Annotated in this window: 12 protein-coding genes, 2 tRNA genes and 2 pseudogenes; 3 read left to right on the top strand and 13 right to left on the bottom strand. The window is 68.4% G+C overall.

Features of this window, described 5'->3' with window-relative positions:
• Nucleotides 1-27 precede the first annotated feature (27 nt).
• From CCL05_RS14930 to CCL05_RS14910, 5 genes are all read right to left on the bottom strand, one after another.
• Entirely contained in the window at nt 28-1,047 is a 1,020-nt protein-coding gene (locus CCL05_RS14930; protein WP_004001297.1) for a rod shape-determining protein, read from the bottom strand.
• A gap of 265 nt (nt 1,048-1,312) precedes the next feature.
• Nucleotides 1,313-1,726 carry a nucleoside-diphosphate kinase gene (gene ndk / locus CCL05_RS14925; RefSeq protein ID WP_020271915.1) on the bottom strand — a complete coding sequence of 138 codons (414 nt, stop codon included), beginning with the start codon at nt 1,724-1,726 and terminating at the stop codon, nt 1,313-1,315.
• Between the two features lie 65 nt (nt 1,727-1,791).
• Nucleotides 1,792-2,148, bottom strand: a complete 357-nt coding sequence (locus tag CCL05_RS14920) for a DUF4233 domain-containing protein (RefSeq protein ID WP_086560991.1) — start codon at nt 2,146-2,148, stop codon at nt 1,792-1,794.
• Nucleotides 2,149-2,153: 5 nt separating this feature from the next.
• Nucleotides 2,154-3,677, bottom strand: coding sequence for a bifunctional tetrahydrofolate synthase/dihydrofolate synthase (gene folC / locus CCL05_RS14915; RefSeq protein WP_086560990.1), 1,524 nt, complete (start codon nt 3,675-3,677; stop codon nt 2,154-2,156).
• Nucleotides 3,678-3,854: 177 nt separating this feature from the next.
• A complete protein-coding gene (locus tag CCL05_RS14910; protein ID WP_086560989.1) occupies nt 3,855-6,479 on the bottom strand; it encodes a valine--tRNA ligase in 2,625 nt (874 codons plus the stop codon).
• Between the two features lie 138 nt (nt 6,480-6,617).
• Between CCL05_RS14910 and CCL05_RS14905 the strand changes: the two genes are divergently transcribed.
• The gene (locus CCL05_RS14905; RefSeq protein ID WP_086560988.1) at nt 6,618-7,571 is read left to right on the top strand and encodes a hypothetical protein; all 954 of its coding nucleotides are present in this window, start codon (nt 6,618-6,620) and stop codon (nt 7,569-7,571) included.
• Nucleotides 7,572-7,631: 60 nt separating this feature from the next.
• Here CCL05_RS14905 and clpX read toward each other — a convergent pair whose 3' ends face one another.
• From clpX to CCL05_RS14880, 5 genes are all read right to left on the bottom strand, one after another.
• A complete protein-coding gene (gene clpX, locus CCL05_RS14900; protein ID WP_020271910.1) occupies nt 7,632-8,918 on the bottom strand; it encodes an ATP-dependent Clp protease ATP-binding subunit ClpX in 1,287 nt (428 codons plus the stop codon).
• Nucleotides 8,919-9,100: 182 nt separating this feature from the next.
• On the bottom strand, nt 9,101-9,808 hold the full coding sequence (locus tag CCL05_RS14895; protein ID WP_086560987.1) for an ATP-dependent Clp protease proteolytic subunit: 708 nt from the start codon (nt 9,806-9,808) through the stop codon (nt 9,101-9,103).
• Between the two features lie 109 nt (nt 9,809-9,917).
• The gene (locus CCL05_RS14890; protein ID WP_167409566.1) at nt 9,918-10,523 is read right to left on the bottom strand and encodes an ATP-dependent Clp protease proteolytic subunit; all 606 of its coding nucleotides are present in this window, start codon (nt 10,521-10,523) and stop codon (nt 9,918-9,920) included.
• A gap of 258 nt (nt 10,524-10,781) precedes the next feature.
• Nucleotides 10,782-12,191 carry a trigger factor gene (gene tig, locus CCL05_RS14885; RefSeq protein WP_086560985.1) on the bottom strand — a complete coding sequence of 470 codons (1,410 nt, stop codon included), beginning with the start codon at nt 12,189-12,191 and terminating at the stop codon, nt 10,782-10,784.
• A gap of 194 nt (nt 12,192-12,385) precedes the next feature.
• A tRNA-Pro gene (locus tag CCL05_RS14880) sits at nt 12,386-12,462 on the bottom strand.
• A gap of 164 nt (nt 12,463-12,626) precedes the next feature.
• On the opposite strand from CCL05_RS14880, the gene CCL05_RS14875 reads away from it, so the two are divergent.
• Nucleotides 12,627-12,697, top strand: a tRNA-Gly gene (locus CCL05_RS14875).
• 69 nt (nt 12,698-12,766) lie between these two features.
• Here CCL05_RS14875 and CCL05_RS47480 read toward each other — a convergent pair.
• Both CCL05_RS47480 and CCL05_RS14860 read right to left on the bottom strand, forming a co-directional pair.
• A pseudogene (locus CCL05_RS47480) lies at nt 12,767-13,048 on the bottom strand (tyrosine-type recombinase/integrase); the annotation flags it as partial.
• A gap of 1,073 nt (nt 13,049-14,121) precedes the next feature.
• The gene (locus tag CCL05_RS14860) at nt 14,122-14,496 is read right to left on the bottom strand and encodes a hypothetical protein (protein WP_086560982.1); all 375 of its coding nucleotides are present in this window, start codon (nt 14,494-14,496) and stop codon (nt 14,122-14,124) included.
• 144 nt (nt 14,497-14,640) lie between these two features.
• Between CCL05_RS14860 and CCL05_RS46160 the strand changes: the two genes are divergently transcribed.
• On the top strand, nt 14,641-15,108 hold the full coding sequence (locus CCL05_RS46160) for a DUF6083 domain-containing protein (protein ID WP_341868257.1): 468 nt from the start codon (nt 14,641-14,643) through the stop codon (nt 15,106-15,108).
• A 264-nt stretch (nt 15,109-15,372) separates the two neighbouring features.
• On the opposite strand, the pseudogene CCL05_RS14850 reads toward CCL05_RS46160, so the two are convergent.
• Nucleotides 15,373-15,649: pseudogene (locus CCL05_RS14850) on the bottom strand (hypothetical protein); the annotation flags it as partial.

Below are 15,649 nucleotides of genomic sequence, written 5' to 3'. Positions count from 1 at the left end.
CCCGTACGGCGGAATCGAAGAGTTACGTCATCTGCGCGGCTGGGCGTCCAGCACCTGCTGGAGCGCCTCGAACTCCTCGACGCACTTTCCGGAACCGAGCGCCACGCTGTCCAGCGGATCCTCGGCGATATGGATCGGCATGCCGGTCTCGCGGCGCAGCCGCTCGTCCAGGCCCCGCAGCAGCGCGCCGCCGCCGGTCAGAACGATTCCTCGGTCCATGATGTCGCCGGACAGCTCCGGCGGGCACTTGTCGAGGGTCGTCTTGACGGCGTCGACGATCGCGTTGACCGGCTCCTCGATCGCCTTGCGGACTTCGGCCGCGGAGATGACGACGGTCTTCGGCAGCCCGGAGACCAGGTCCCGGCCGCGGATTTCGGTGTGCTCGTCGGAGTCGAGGTCGTACGCCGAACCGATCGTGATCTTGATCTGTTCGGCCGTTCGCTCACCCAGCAGGAGGGAGTACTCCTTCTTGATGTGCTGGATGATCGCGTTGTCCAGTTCGTCGCCCGCGACACGGATGGACTGGGCGGTGACGATGCCGCCGAGGGAGATGACCGCGACCTCCGTGGTGCCGCCGCCGATGTCGACCACCATGTTGCCCGTGGCCTCGTGGACCGGCAGGCCGGAGCCGATGGCCGCGGCCATGGGCTCCTCGATGATGTGCACCTGGCGGGCGCCGGCCTGGGACGACGCCTCGATGACGGCACGGCGCTCGACGCCCGTGATACCCGAGGGCACGCAGACGACGACCCGCGGACGAGCAAGATAGCGCCGCTTGTGGATCTTCAGGATGAAGTAGCGGAGCATCCGCTCGGTGATCTCGAAGTCGGCGATCACACCGTCCTTCAGCGGACGAACGGCAACGATGTTGCCGGGCGTGCGCCCGATCATCTTCTTCGCTTCGGCACCGACCGCGAGGATGCCACCGGTGTTGGTGTTGATCGCGACGACGGACGGCTCGTTGAGTACGATCCCGCGACCCCTGACGTACACCAGCGTGTTGGCGGTCCCGAGGTCGACAGCCATGTCACGGCCGATGAACGACATTGAGTTCCCCATCAGGATTCGTCTGGCCTTCCCACTAGCTTTTGAGGGCTTTTCAGGTAGGCAAAGGTGGGTGCTGTGACGTGAAGGCTTCCATCGTAGACGCGCCTTCGCGAACACTGCGGGAGGGTCTCCGCCAATGTCAGCAGATGCTGTGCGGGTTCGCTTGTGGAGACGGGCGTTCGGGGGCGATCGTTCCCTCGATCGGCACGTATATGCCAGAAAAGTCCGGGAGCCGTGGCTCCCAGACTTCCCTCGCCGTTTCGTCTTAGGCGCGACCCGGGAAGAAGATCTTCACTTCCCGCTCGGCGGACTCCTCCGAATCGGAGGCGTGGATCAGGTTCTCCCGGACGATGACGCCGTAGTCGCCGCGGATCGAGCCCGGGGCCGCGGCGATCGGGTCGGTCGGGCCGGCGAGCGCGCGCAGCCCCTCGATGACCCGCTCCCCCTCGACGATCATCGCCACGACCGGGCCGGAGGCCATGAACTCCACCAGCGGCTCGTAGAAGGGCTTGCCCTTGTGCTCGCCGTAGTGCTGCTCCAGCGTGTCCTGGTCCAGGGTGCGCAGCTCCAGCGCGGTGATCGTCCAGCCCGCCTTGCGCTCGATGCGGCTGATGATCTCGCCGGTCAGGCCACGACGGACGGCGTCGGGCTTGAGGAGGACGAGGGTGCGCTGGCTCACGACGGGCTCCTTATGCATCACGGTAGTGCGGTGGGACGAGATTACCCGGCGTGTCGGGGCGTCTGTTACGCAGCGTCAGGTGTGGAGGAGCCGGAGCGGTCCGCGAATCTCGCCTTCGCCTCGTCCACCTTCCGCCCGTAGTGCACGGACGCCCACCACAGGGCGGCGAAGACCACGCCCAGGAAGAACATCATCGGCACGGCGAAGCCCGACGCGATGAGCGCGATCTGCAACGCCCAGCCGAGCGCGACCCCGCCCGGGCGCGTCACCAGGCCGCACAGCACCAGGCACAGGAACATCGCGACACCGCTGACCGTCCACACGGTCGTCGTGGACAGGCCGGGATCCTTCATGGCGACCAGACCGGCGAAGCCGATGATGAAGAACTCGCCGATCAGGGTCGAAGAACACAGCGTACGCACGGATCTCAGCCCTTCCCCAAGAGCAGTCGGGCCTCGCCGACGGTGATGACGGAACCGGTGACGAGCACACCGCCGCCCGCGAACTCGCCCTCCTCCTCGGCCAGCGTGATCGCGGCCTCCAGCGCGTCGGGCAGCCGCGGCTCGACCTGGACGCGCTCCTCGCCGAACACCTCGACGGCGATGCCGGCCAGCTCGTCGGCGTCCATCGCGCGGTGACTGGAGTTCTGCGTGACCACGATCTCGGCGAACACCGGCTCGAAGGCCTCCAGCAGCCCCCGCACGTTCTTGTCGCCGCTCGCGCCGACGACCCCGATGAGCCGGCTGAACTGGAAGGCCTCCCCGATCGCCTCGGCCGCCGCCCGGGCACCCGCCGGGTTGTGGGCCGCGTCCAGCACGACCGTCGGAGAACGCCGCACGACCTCCAGCCGGCCCGGCGAGGCCACGGCCGCGAACGCCTTGCGGACCGTGTCGAAGTCGAGCGGCTCGGCCCGCTGCGCGCCGACGCCGAAGAACGCCTCCACGGCGGCGAGCGCCACGGCCGCGTTGTGCGCCTGGTGCGCGCCGTGCAGCGGCAGGTACACCTCCGGGTACTCGCCGCCCAGGCCGCGCAGCGTCAGCAGCTGACCGCCGACGGCCACCTGCCGCTCCACGACACCGAACTCCAGGCCCTCCCGGGCCACCGTCGCGTCCACCTCGACGGCCCTCTTCAGCAGCACCTGAGCGGCGTCGACCGGCTGCTGCGCCATGATGACCGTCGCACCCTGCTTGATGATGCCGGCCTTCTCGGTGGCGATCTCCGCGTGCGTGGTGCCGAGCCGGTCGGTGTGGTCGAGGTCTATGGGCGTGACGACGGCGACGTCGGCGTCGATCACGTTCGTGGCGTCCCAGGAGCCGCCCATGCCGACCTCGACGACGGCGACGTCGGCGGGCGCGTCGGCGAACGCCGCGTACGCCATGGCCGTGAGCACCTCGAAGAACGACAGCCGGTACTCCTGCGACGCGTCGACCATCTCCACGTACGGCTTGATGTCCTGGTACGTCTCGATGAACCGCTCGGCGGAGATGGGGGCGCCGTCCAGGCTGATGCGCTCGGTGATCGACTGCACGTGGGGCGAGGTGTAGCGGCCGGTCCGCAGCTCGAAGGCGCCGAGCAGGGCCTCGATCATGCGGGCCGTGGAGGTCTTGCCGTTGGTCCCCGTGATGTGGATCGACGGGTACGACCGCTGCGGCTCCCCCAGCACGTCCATCAGCGCGGCGATCCGGCTGACGGAGGGCTCCAGCTTGGTCTCGCCCCAGCGCGTGGCGAGCTCCGCCTCGACCTCGCGCAGGGCCTTGTCGACCTCGGGGTCGGCGGGCCGGGTCGGGATGTCGGCGTCGGGCGGGCCGCCCTGGGTGCGCAGGGTTCGGCTGCCGGCCTCGATGACCGCGAGGTCGGGGTCGCGGGTGGTCTCCTCCGCGATGATCTCGTCGAAGGTGTTGAGGGGGTCGGGCTGGTCGTCGGCGCTGTGGTCTGGGGGGAGCTCGCTCACGGGGCCAGTCTACGGAGCGGGGGTGACATTGCTCGTGGGTGGTTTGTGTCGTGGCGTTTGTGCGGGTTCGTCGTGGCTTGTCGCGCAGTTCCCCGCGCCCCTGGGTACGTGCCCCTGAGCCACGTCTGAGGCCCCCGGGCCTGACGGCTCCGGGGGCCTCACGCACCGTACGAACCCTTACGTCTGCGGCAGCCTCTCCAGCTGTGCCTGGATCCGGGTGATGTCCTCCTCCGCCTTGGCGAGGCGGGTGCGGATCTTGTCCACGACGTGGTCGGGGGCCTTCGCCAGGAACGCCTCGTTGCCGAGCTTGGCGTTCGCCTGCGCCTTCTCCTTCTCCGCCGCCGCGAGGTCCTTCGCGAGACGCTTGCGCTCCGCCGCCACGTCGATCGTGCCGGAGAGGTCGAGGGCGACCTCCGCGCCCGCGACCGGCAGGGTCGCCGTGGCCGTGAAGGCGTCGCCCTCCGGCTGGAGCCGGAGCAGCTGACGGATGGCGGCCTCGTGCGTCGCGAACGGCGTGCCGTCCAGGGTCAGCCGGGCCGGGACCCGCTGGCCGGGCTGGAGGCCCTGGTCGGCGCGGAAGCGGCGGACCTCGGTGATGACCGACTGGAGGCTCTCGATCTCGCGCTCGGCGGCGGCGTCCCGGAAGCCACTGTCGTTCGGCCAGTCGGCGATGACGACCGACTCGCCGCCGGTGAGGGTGGTCCACAGGGTCTCGGTGACGAAGGGGACCACCGGGTGCAGCAGCTTCAGCGTGACGTCGAGGACCTCACCGAGGACGCGCTTGCTGACCTCGGCCGCCTCGCCGCCCGCCTGGAACGTCGTCTTGGACAGCTCGACGTACCAGTCGAAGACCTCGTCCCACGCGAAGTGGAACAGGGCGTCGGACAGCTTCGCGAACTGGTAGTCGTCGTAGTACGCGTCGACTTCCGCGACGACCGTGTTCAGGCGGGAGAGGATCCAGCGGTCCGTCGCGGACATCCTCGACGGGTCCGGCAGCGGGCCGTCCACCGTCGCGCCGTTCATCATCGCGAAGCGCGTCGCGTTCCAGATCTTGTTGGCGAAGTTGCGCGAGCCCTGGACCCAGTCCTCGCCGATCGGGACGTCGACGCCCGGGTTGGCGCCGCGGGCGAGGGTGAAGCGCAGGGCGTCGCTGCCGTACTTGTCCATCCAGTCCAGCGGGTTGACCGCGTTGCCGAAGGACTTCGACATCTTCTTGCCGAACTGGTCGCGGACCATGCCGTGCAGGGCGATGGTGTGGAACGGCGGGGTGCCGTCCATCGCGTACAGGCCGAACATCATCATCCGGGCGACCCAGAAGAAGAGGATGTCGTAGCCGGTGACCAGGACCGAGTTCGGGTAGAACTTCGCGAGCGACTCGGTCTGTTCGGGCCAGCCCAGCGTGGAGAACGGCCAGAGGCCGGAGGAGAACCAGGTGTCCAGGACGTCGGTGTCCTGACGCCAGCCCTCGCCGCTCGGCGGCTCCTCGTCGGGGCCGACGCAGACGACCTCGCCGTTCGGGCCGTACCAGACGGGGATGCGGTGGCCCCACCACAACTGCCGCGAGATGCACCAGTCGTGGAGGTTGTCGACCCAGTCGAAGTACCGCTTCTCCATCTCCTGCGGGTGGATCTTGACGCGCCCGTCGCGGACGGCGTCACCGGCCGCCTTCGCCAGCGGGCCGACCTTGACCCACCACTGCATGGACAGGCGCGGCTCGATCGTCGTCTTGCAGCGCGAGCAGTGGCCGACGGAGTGGACGTACGGCCGCTTCTCGGCGACGATCCGGCCCTCGGCGCGCAGCGCGGCGACGATCGCGGAGCGGGCCTCCAGGCGGTCCTGGCCCTGGAAGGGGCCGTGGGCGGTGATGACCGCGTGCTCGTCCATGATCGTCAGGGCCGGGAGGTCGTGGCGCTGGCCGATCTCGAAGTCGTTCGGGTCGTGCGCCGGGGTGACCTTGACGGCACCCGTACCGAACTCGGGGTCGACATGCTCGTCGGCGACGACCGGGATGGAGCGGTCGGTCAGCGGCAGCTTGACCAGCTTGCCGACCAGGTGCTTGTAGCGCTCGTCCTCGGGGTGAACGGCGACGGCCGTGTCACCGAGCATGGTCTCGGCGCGGGTGGTGGCGACGACGATGGTGTCGTCCCCGTCGCCGTACTTCATGGAGACGAGCTCGCCGTCGTCGTCCTGGTACTCCACCTCGATGTCCGAGATGGCGGTCAGGCACCGGGGGCACCAGTTGATGATGCGCTCGGCGCGGTAGATCAGCTCGTCGTCGTAGAGCCGCTTGAAGATGGTCTGGACGGCCTGGGACAGGCCCTCGTCCATGGTGAACCGCTCACGCGACCAGGCGACACCGTCTCCCAGGCGTCGCATCTGCCCGCTGATCTGCCCGCCGGACTCGGCCTTCCACTGCCAGACCCGCTCCACGAAGGCCTCACGGCCGAGGTCGTGCCGGGACTTGTTCTCCTTCGCGAGCTCGCGCTCGACGACGTTCTGCGTGGCGATACCGGCGTGGTCCATGCCGGGCTGCCACAGCGTCTCGAAGCCCTGCATCCGCTTACGGCGGGTCAGGGCGTCGATGAGCGTGTGCTCGAAGGCGTGCCCGAGGTGCAGGCTGCCCGTGACGTTCGGCGGCGGGATGACGATCGTGTACGGCGGCTTGTCGCTCTTCTCGTCCGCCTCGAAGTAACCCCGCTCTACCCAGCGCTCGTACAGCGGCCCCTCTACGTCGGCCGGCGCGTACTGGGTCGGCAGGTCGGTGCTGGGCGCTGGTGGCTGCTGCTGAGCGTTCTCGGTCACGGGGGTCAGTTTAGGGGTGTCACCACCCCGTCCCGAAACGCGTTTGCTGTGTAACGGTGGGGGCCCCGATGCCATGCACACGACGGGTCTGCGCCAGGATGTCTCGAACCCATAAGCATCTGGAGGGGAACCCAGAACATGAGCTACAACCAGCCGGGCCCGTACGGCGGGCAGCCCCAGCAGCCCGGACCGTACGGCCAGCCCGGTCCGTACGGCCAGCAGCCGCAGGCGCCCCAGCCCGGCTACGGCTACCCCCAGCAGGCCCCTCCGCCCCAGCCCGGTTACGGCTACCCGCAGCAGCCCCCGCAGGGCGTCCCGCCGCAGCCGAACCCCTACGGCCAGCAGCCCCCGTACGGCCAGCAGCCGCCCTACGGCCAGGCCCCGTACGGCGCCCCCCAGCCGCCCGCGCCGGAGGGCGGCAAGAAGAAGACCGGCCTCATCATCGGCGCGGTGGCGGTCGTGGCGGCCATCGGCGTGGGCGCGTACTTCGTGATCGGCGGGGGCGGTGGCGGCCTGGAGGACGACGGGCCGCACAAGCTCACGACGCCGGCGACCGTGCTCACCGACTACAAGCGCACCACGAAGGACGGGCTGACCGCCGGCGACGACTCGACGGCGGAGCTGGAGCAGAGCGGCGTCAAGAACGCCAAGACCGTGACGGGCCTCTACAGCACGATCGACGCGAGCGACTACGACCCCGACGACCCGGCGTCCGCGGCGAAGCTGGCGACGGCCAAGACCCTGTCCGTGGCCGGTGCCTACGGTGAGATCTCCGACCCGGAGGCGACGCTGGACCTGTTCTTCGCCAACTTCAAGAAGTCGGCCGAGAAGGAGTCCGCCACCGGGTCCGGCAAGCCCGAGCTGATCGGCGAGCCCGAGGCGGCCGACCTCGACGGCGCGGTCATGAAGTGCCAGTCGGTCAAGGGGCAGGACCGGCTGAAAAAGACGGAGAAGACCAACTGGTTCTGCGCGTGGGCCGACTACAGCACGATCGCGATCGTGTCGCCGGGTGACGCGGCGCAGGGCGTCACCAAGGACGTGGCGATCGACCTCACGACCAAGGCCCGCACGGAAGTCCGCGTCAAGGCCTGACGCGGCAACGACGAAGGCGCCCGGCAGAAGTGCCGGGCGCCTTTCGCATGCGGTGGGTGACTAGGCCGTCTTCTGCTCCCCCGGCCCCCGCCCGCGCGCATCCCGCGGGATCAGCGTCGGGTTCACGTTCGACTGGACGACGTCCGCCGTGATGACGACCCGGGCCACGTCCTTGCGGGACGGCACCTCGTACATCACGCCCTGGAGGACTTCCTCCATGATCGCGCGCAGGCCTCGCGCGCCGGTCTGGCGGAGGATGGCCTGGTCCGCGATGGCTTCGAGGGCCTCGCGCTCGAAGTCCAGCTCCACGCCGTCGAGTTCGAAGAGGCGCTGGTACTGCTTGACGAGCGCGTTGCGCGGCTCGACGAGGATCTGGAGCAGGGCCTCGCGGTCGAGGTTGTGGACCGAGGTGATCACCGGCAGGCGGCCGATGAACTCGGGGATCATGCCGAACTTGACCAGGTCCTCCGGCATGACCTCCTGGAACTGGTCCTTGGACTCCATCTCGCGCTTGGAGCGGATCTGCGCGCCGAAGCCGATGCCCTTGGCGCCGGCGCGGGACTCGATGATCTTCTCCAGGCCGGCGAAGGCACCACCCACGATGAACAGCACGTTCGTCGTGTCGATCTGGATGAACTCCTGGTGGGGGTGTTTACGGCCGCCCTGCGGCGGGACGGAGGCCGTGGTGCCCTCGAGGATCTTGAGGAGGGCCTGCTGTACCCCCTCCCCGCTCACGTCGCGCGTGATCGAGGGGTTCTCGCTCTTCCTCGCGACCTTGTCGATCTCGTCGATGTAGATGATCCCGGTCTCGGCCTTCTTGACGTCGTAGTCCGCGGCCTGGATCAGCTTGAGCAGGATGTTCTCGACGTCCTCGCCGACGTAGCCGGCCTCCGTGAGGGCCGTGGCGTCGGCGATCGCGAAGGGGACGTTCAGCATCCGCGCGAGGGTCTGCGCGAGGAGGGTCTTGCCGGAGCCCGTGGGGCCGAGGAGGAGGATGTTGGACTTCGCCAGCTCGATGGCGTCGTCGCGGCCGTTCCCCCCGCCGTTCTCGCCGGCCTGGACCCGCTTGTAGTGGTTGTAGACCGCGACGGAGAGGGCCTTCTTGGCGGCCTCCTGGCCGACCACGTACCCCTCGAGGAACTCGTAGATCTCGCGGGGCTTGGGGAGCTCCTCCCAGCGGACCTCGCTGGTCTCCGCCAGCTCCTCTTCGATGATCTCGTTGCAGAGGTCGATGCACTCGTCGCAGATGTACACACCGGGCCCTGCGATGAGCTTCTTGACCTGCTTCTGGCTCTTGCCGCAGAACGAGCACTTGAGCAGATCGCCGCCGTCACCGATGCGTGCCACGGTGTGCTTCCCCTTCGCCTGGGAGACTCCTGGACGCCGACGTCCAAGCGGACTCCTGGTGCTGCCTTATGTCCGACGGTACCTTGCCGGGCCCCTCGTTCGGGCCCCCCTTGGCGCGGTTCACTTTGACGTGGACCGTCCCAAACCGTGCCAAGGGGCGGCAGACGATACAGCCTCTCGCCTCAGCGCAGGCTCGAGTTGTCCATCTTCCGGGTGGAGATGACCTGATCGATCAGGCCGTAGCTCAGCGCGTCCTCGGCCGTGAGGATCTTGTCGCGCTCGATGTCCTCGCGGATCTTCTCGATCGTCTGGGTCGAGTGCTTGGCCAGCATCTCCTCCAGCTGCGTACGCATCCGGAGGATCTCGTTGGCGGCGATCTCCAGGTCGGAGACCTGGCCCCGGCCCGTCTCGCTGTACGGCTGGTGGATCAGCACGCGCGCGTTCGGCAGGGCCATGCGCTTGCCCGGCGTACCGGCGGCGAGCAGGACAGCGGCGGCGGAGGCCGCCTGGCCCATGCAGACCGTCTGGATGTCCGGCTTCACGTACTGCATCGTGTCGTAGATCGCCGTGAGCGCCGTGAAGGAGCCGCCGGGGCTGTTGATGTAGACCGAGATGTCGCGGTCGGGGTCCATCGACTCCAGGCACAGCAGCTGCGCCATGACGTCGTTGGCGGAGGCGTCGTCGATCTGGACGCCGAGGAAGATCACGCGCTCCTCGAAGAGCTTCGCGTACGGGTCGTACTCGCGGATGCCCTGGGAGGTGCGCTCGACGAAGCGCGGGATGATGTAGCGGGACTCGGCCTGCGGGCCGGTGTACTCGCCCTGAGCGGCGCGCATGTCCTGCACGGCGTGCATACGGTCGTAGATCCCGCTGCCGGGGAACTGGTTCACGGTGTCTCCTGAAAAGGGCTGAGGCGGTCGGCTGGGGCTGTCTGGGGTCGCGGGGGCCCGGGAGGGCTCCGTGGGCCTCACGGGGCGCCACAGGCCCCGTGGGGACCTCTCAGGCCCCGGTGCCGCCGCCGCCCGGCATACCGGCGGCCGTGGGGATCACGTCGTCGATGAGGCCGTAGTCCTTGGCCTCGAAGGCGTCGAACCAGCGGTCGCGGTCCGAGTCCCGGGTGATCTGCTCGACCGTCTGGCCTGTGTGCTGGGACGTGAGCTCGGCCATGCGCTTCTTGGTGTGCAGCAGCCGCTCGGCGTGGATCTTGATGTCCGAGGCCGAGCCCGCCAGGCCCGCGGAGGGCTGGTGGATCAGGATCTCGGCGTTCGGCAGGGCGAAGCGCTTGCCGGGGGTGCCCGCGCTGAGCAGGAACTGGCCCATCGAGGCCGCGAGGCCCATGGCGATGGTCACCACGTCGTTCTTGATGTACTGCATGGTGTCGTAGATCGCCATCCCGGCCGTGATCGAACCGCCCGGGCTGTTGATGTACATGTAGATGTCCTTGTCCGGGTCGGCGGCAAGGAGCAGCAGCTGTGCGGTGATCTTGTTCGCGATGTCGTCGTCGACCGGCTGGCCGAGGAAGATGATCCGCTCGTTGAGCAGCCGGTTGTAGACATGGTCGCCGAGGCCTCCGCCGATAGAGGGCTCGCCGGCGGCTGAAGGCATCAGATTCGTCACGTATCCACCTGCTCGTCTTACGACGGCGCCGGGCCGTCTCACGTGTTCCCTGCGGGGCGGGAGCCGTTCGGAGACTCCACTGCCCTGGTATTCATGGACCCTAACGCGCGGGTCCCTTCGGGGAATCCCGGAGATGGGAGTGTTCGCCGGGGGCGTAGCGACTCGGGGGCCGGTAACGCGACGGGCCCCGAGAAGCACTGAGTGTCTCGGGGCCCGTCCTCACGGCGTCACGAAGTGCCCGGGGGCTCAGCCCTCGGTCTTCTCCTCGGCCTTCTCCTCGGCGGTCTCGGCCGGGGTCTCCTCGGCGGAGGCGTCGGCGGAGGCCTCGGTGGTCTCCTCGTCCTCTTCGTCGTCGAGGTCGACGATCTCGCCGTTGGTGTCCTTGACCGTGGCCTTCTCGACCACGACGGCCAGGGCCTTGCCGCGGGCGACCTCGCCGACCAGGAGCGGAACCTGGCCGCCCTCGACGACGGCCTGGGCGAACTGGTCGGGGGACATGCCCGAGGAGGCCGCACGCCGCATGAGGTGCTCGGTGAGCTCCTCCTGGTTGACGTTGAGCTTCTCCTGCTTGACGAGCTCGTCAAGGACGAACTGGGTCTTGATGCCCTTGACCGCGGCCTCGCGGGTCTCGGTCTCGAACTCCTCCTCGCTCTTGCCCTGGATCTCCAGGTACTTCGCGAGGTCCAGACCCATCTGGCCGAGCTGGTGGTGCTCGAGGTTGTGCTTGCGGGTGTTGACCTCGTCCTCGAGCAGCTTCTCCGGGACGGGGACCTCGACCAGCTCGAGCAGCTTCTCCAGGACGCGCTCCTGCGCCTGCGTGGCCTGGTCGTACTGCTTCATGTTCTCCAGGCGCTTGCGGCTGTCGGCGCGCAGCTCCTCGATGGTGTCGAACTCGGAGGCGAGCTGCGCGAACTCGTCGTCCAGCTCGGGCAGTTCGCGCTTGGCGACCTGGGTGACCTTGACGGTGACCTCGGCCTCCTTGCCGGCGGCGGAGCCGCCCTTGAGCTCGGAGGTGAAGGTGGCCTCGCCACCGGCCTCCAGGCCCTTCACGGCGTCGTCGATGCCGTCCAGCAGCTCGCCGGAGCCGATGGTGTAGGAGACGCCGTCCGCGACGCCGTCCTCGAGGACCTCGCCCTCGACCTTGGCCTCCAGGTCGATCGTCACGACGTCGCCGTCCTCGGCGGCGCGCTCGACCGGGGCGGTGGTGGCGAAGCGCTCACGGAGCTCCTCGACCGCCTTGTCGACGTCCTCCTCGGTGACCTCGACGGCGTCGACCTCGACCTCGATGCCGGAGTAGTCCGGGATCTCGATCGCGGGGCGGATGTCGACCTCGGCGGTGAAGTTCAGCGTCTCGCCGTCCTTCAGCTCCGTGATGTCGACCTCGGGCTGGCCCAGGGGGCTCAGCTCGGCCTCGTTGACGGCGTCGGTGTAGAACTTCGGCAGCGCGTCGTTGACGGCCTCCTCCAGCACCGCACCGCGGCCGAACCGCTGGTCGATGACCCGGGCCGGGACCTTGCCCTTGCGGAAGCCCTTCACCGTGACCTGCTGGTTGATCTTCTTGTACGCCGCGTCGAGGCTGTCCTTGAGCTCCTCGAAGGGCACCTCGACAGTGAGCCGAACCCGAGTCGGGTTCAGGGTCTCCACGGCGCTCTTCACGGTTCGGTCTCCTTGTGGCTGACTTCTTGGGTTCTGCCGGTGCCAGAGCGGCCCGGCGGATTTCGCCGCCCGGAGGACTTCAGACGATGAGACACACGGGCGTGCAGCTTGCATAGTAACGGCAGCGACTACACCGCCCAAAAGGCGATCACGCGAGTGATCAGGAGACGATCACGCGAGGGTGATCGGGTGGCTGGTCGGGGTGGCGGGATTTGAACCCACGGCCTTCCGCTCCCAAAGCGGACGCGCTACCAAGCTGCGCCACACCCCGTCTGGTGCGACACGTAGGGTACATGCCGCCAGGCGGTGCGGCCGCCGCATTTCCACGGGGCCGGTGCCGCGTCGGCCACGGCGCGAATGCGGTGTGCGACGGACGGGCCCGACCCGCTACGATGCCTTCAGTGCCGCGGTCGCCCGACCTGCGGCGCACGCTGTGCGGGCGTAGCTCAATGGTAGAGCCCTAGTCTTCCAAACTAGCTACGCGGGTTCGATTCCCGTCGCCCGCTCTCTACGGCTCAGGGCCAGGTCGGAGGATCATTCCTCCGCCTGGCCCTGATCATTTCCCGGGGTTGCGTTCAGTCCGCCGTGCCCCCCGCGTGCCCCTTCCGCTTTGGATCTTGCTTCTTGTTGGTCTTCCGGCCCTTGTCGACGAGAGCGCTCAGGGCGTCGGCGATCAGCCGGTCACGTTCGGCGCTCGCGTGCTGATAGATCAGCGCGGCACGGGCCGTGCTGTGGCCCATACGCGCCATCAGCTCACGCGTGCTCGCCCCCGTGGACGCTGCCAGGGTGTTACCCGTGTGCCGAAGATCATGGAAATGCAGGCCCTTGATCCCGGCATCACTGCACGCCTTGCTCCACAGCCGATCAAGCCCCGGCTGCGCTCCGCTCCGCCGGGCGCGCTTCCCGGCTCCGCTCCGGGCGCCGCTCCTGCCTTCGGCCCGCTCCGCCCGGGCTGCGCCGACGCGCGCCCACATGTGGGACGGGCCGGGTCGTGAGTCGAGACCGCAGAGCGCGGCAACGCTCAAAGCATGCCTCCGGCGGGGGCGCCGTCTGCGAGTGCCGGCCGGAGTAGTGGCGTGCGCGGGGAGCTCCCATCCCGCCTGCCATCGACCCAGGCAGAGCCGAGCAGACGCGGCCCCTGGCGTCCAGGTCGTTCGTACAGGGCGCGCTCCACCTGGACGCCAGGGACCACGCCCGCTCCACGGTGTGTGGGTCGACGGCAGACGATGGGAGCTGGGGTGAGTGGTGGGCAGAGGACACCCAGCGACACATCCAACGGCCTTGTCAAGGACCTCTAAGCCGCGGCGGCAGCGCTCTCAGCTGGGTGGCAAACGTCGCAGGTGATGCGTCGTGCGGGGGGAGACGCTGTACCTGAGCCGGAAGCCAGTGGAAGCGGGTCAGCGGTAGCGTGTGCATGTCTGCCGCAGACCCCCGCCCCGCACCGGGCGCAGGCGGCCACTGCGGTAGGCGGGGAGATGGTGGTGGTCCCAGCCTCATATGCGCGCGTACAGTCCAAGCAGTCCATGCGTTCCACCCATGACGTAAGAGGGATATCCCCCTGCTAGTCATGCTGTCATCTATCTCGGTGCCGTGCGAGTTGGTGCGATCTGCTCCGCTGACGTGAGCTACCCCTGCGCAAGGTGTGGACATGGTGAGCGGGCTTCGGGAGGCCTTGTTCCCTGTCCCATGGCAGTCAAGTGGCCGCTGATGTTTGACACCAGAGGCTGACACCAACAGCGGCGAACGAAGGCGTATCAGAGCGGACCCCAGCGACCGCAGCTGCGCCGCTCAGCAGCCGACCTCCAGGGTCGAGAATCCGCAGTGATCGACCTGATAAGGATGAGGCCAAACCCCAAAGTCTGTATCCAGCGCGGGCGCCGGCCTAACCGGGGACGGCGCCGCACTGGCTTGCATCTCGGGCCCGTGCCAGCTAAGCCGCTGTGACCGCCTCCACGACGGCATCGAAGTACTGCCATCCGTCTACTTCGATCACCTGCTCGGACGCAGAGAGGCCCAGGGTCGGCGCAGCCGCGTCCAGAAGGCGGCGGACCGTTCCAGGCTCGTACAGATTGAGATGGCTGTGGTCCGGGAGGCGCACCACGGTTCCGGACATGAAATAGCAGTTCGAGATGATCCGGTCTGACTCCGGGCGAAAGATCAGGGCCAGTTGGGGCCGCTTGCCCTCGAGGTAGAGGGACAGCGTCAGGCGACAGTCCTCGTAGGCGGGCTTCACCCGCTGCCGGACCGTCCAGTACCAAGTGGTGTCGTCCACGACGAGGCGGCGGAGGCGTCGGTCGTTCTTCACCAAGACACCGTAAGCGTCCGCCCCGGTGTGAGCATGGGCATTTAGGCCGGGCGGGGCTCCACCGACCTCACGGGCACTTGACAGCCAAACAAGGCCAAATCGCGACCTACTGGGATCCGGTCAGATTCGCTCACACTCAGACGCATGGGGGCGATTCAGGATCGTGACCAGTTCGTATGCCATCACTGCGAGGAGGTCAGCCCCACCGTGCGTAAGCGCGGACGGTTCGACCTCATGGCGCGACTGTGCGAGAGGTGCTGGAACACCCTCGCCAACGAGATGGCGGAAGCCGACGGAGCCACAGCCGCACCCAGACCGGACCCCGGCCCTGATGACGTGACATGGATCGAGCCGCCGGTTTGCCCCGAATGCGGCGCATTGATTCGCATATACCCCACGAACTACGACCGATGGGTCAGCCTCGCCATGGTGGAGTTGCCCGCCAAAGACGTCCCAGAGGCCTTCCGGTGGCGTTTGACCAGACTTCCGGACCTCTCCCCCATCCCCGCGGATATCGTGGCCGTACGGGTCCGTGGAATCGATCCGCTACCGAGCGAACCCGTCGTGCCGGCCCACCGCATGATGTGCGTTCCCCAGCGGGGCGAGTCGTAGAGCACCGCGGAGAGCAGGGAGTGCGGTCCGTGTCTCTCGCGTGCCCGATCAGGTGGCGGCCGGCGGAGAGCAGCGGGGAACACCGGGGAACGAACCGAGAACCCGCACGTCAGCGACTCGCCAGGTCAGGTCTGACACGCATACGCGATCTTCCAAACTAGCTACGCGGGTTCGATTCCCGTCGCCCGCTCTTCAGGCCGAAGGCCCGGACGAGAGGTTCTCCTCTGTCCGGGCCTTCGGTGTTCGTGGGGTCGGCGCGCGGGCTCACAGGTTCCGTACGTCGACCGTGTAGACCGAGCGCTCGCCGTACGGGACGTACAGGGCGTCGCCGACCAGGGTGAGGGGGCGCCGGAGGTGTTGTCGGTCCGGCCGCTGTCCGTCGCGGCCGGGGCGGGTGTCTTCGACCTTGCCGGTGTCGGCGGCCAGGGCGGCGACCGTGTAGGTGAACAGCGGGCCGGTGCCGCCCGCCGGTCGGCGCTCGTCGGCCTGGTAGGCGTGGACGCGGCCGTGGCCCGTGCCGATGATCGCGCCCTCGGCCGCG

Origin of the sequence: Streptomyces africanus, from assembly GCF_002150735.1 — a bacterium.
In the GTDB taxonomy this organism is placed as follows: Bacteria; Actinomycetota; Actinomycetes; order Streptomycetales; family Streptomycetaceae; genus Streptomyces; species Streptomyces africanus.
The sequence above is the reverse complement of the archived record's forward strand: the minus strand, read 5'-3'. Positions and strand labels throughout refer to the sequence as shown.

Coding starts and splice junctions, on each gene's coding strand:
- CCL05_RS14930 (WP_004001297.1), bottom strand. CDS start 1,047: ATGTCGTTCATCGGCCGTGACATGGCTGTCGACCTCGGGACCGCCAAC.
- CCL05_RS14905 (WP_086560988.1), top strand. CDS start 6,618: ATGAGCTACAACCAGCCGGGCCCGTACGGCGGGCAGCCCCAGCAGCCC.
- CCL05_RS14890 (WP_167409566.1), bottom strand. CDS start 10,523: ATGCCTTCAGCCGCCGGCGAGCCCTCTATCGGCGGAGGCCTCGGCGAC.
- CCL05_RS46160 (WP_341868257.1), top strand. CDS start 14,641: ATGGGGGCGATTCAGGATCGTGACCAGTTCGTATGCCATCACTGCGAG.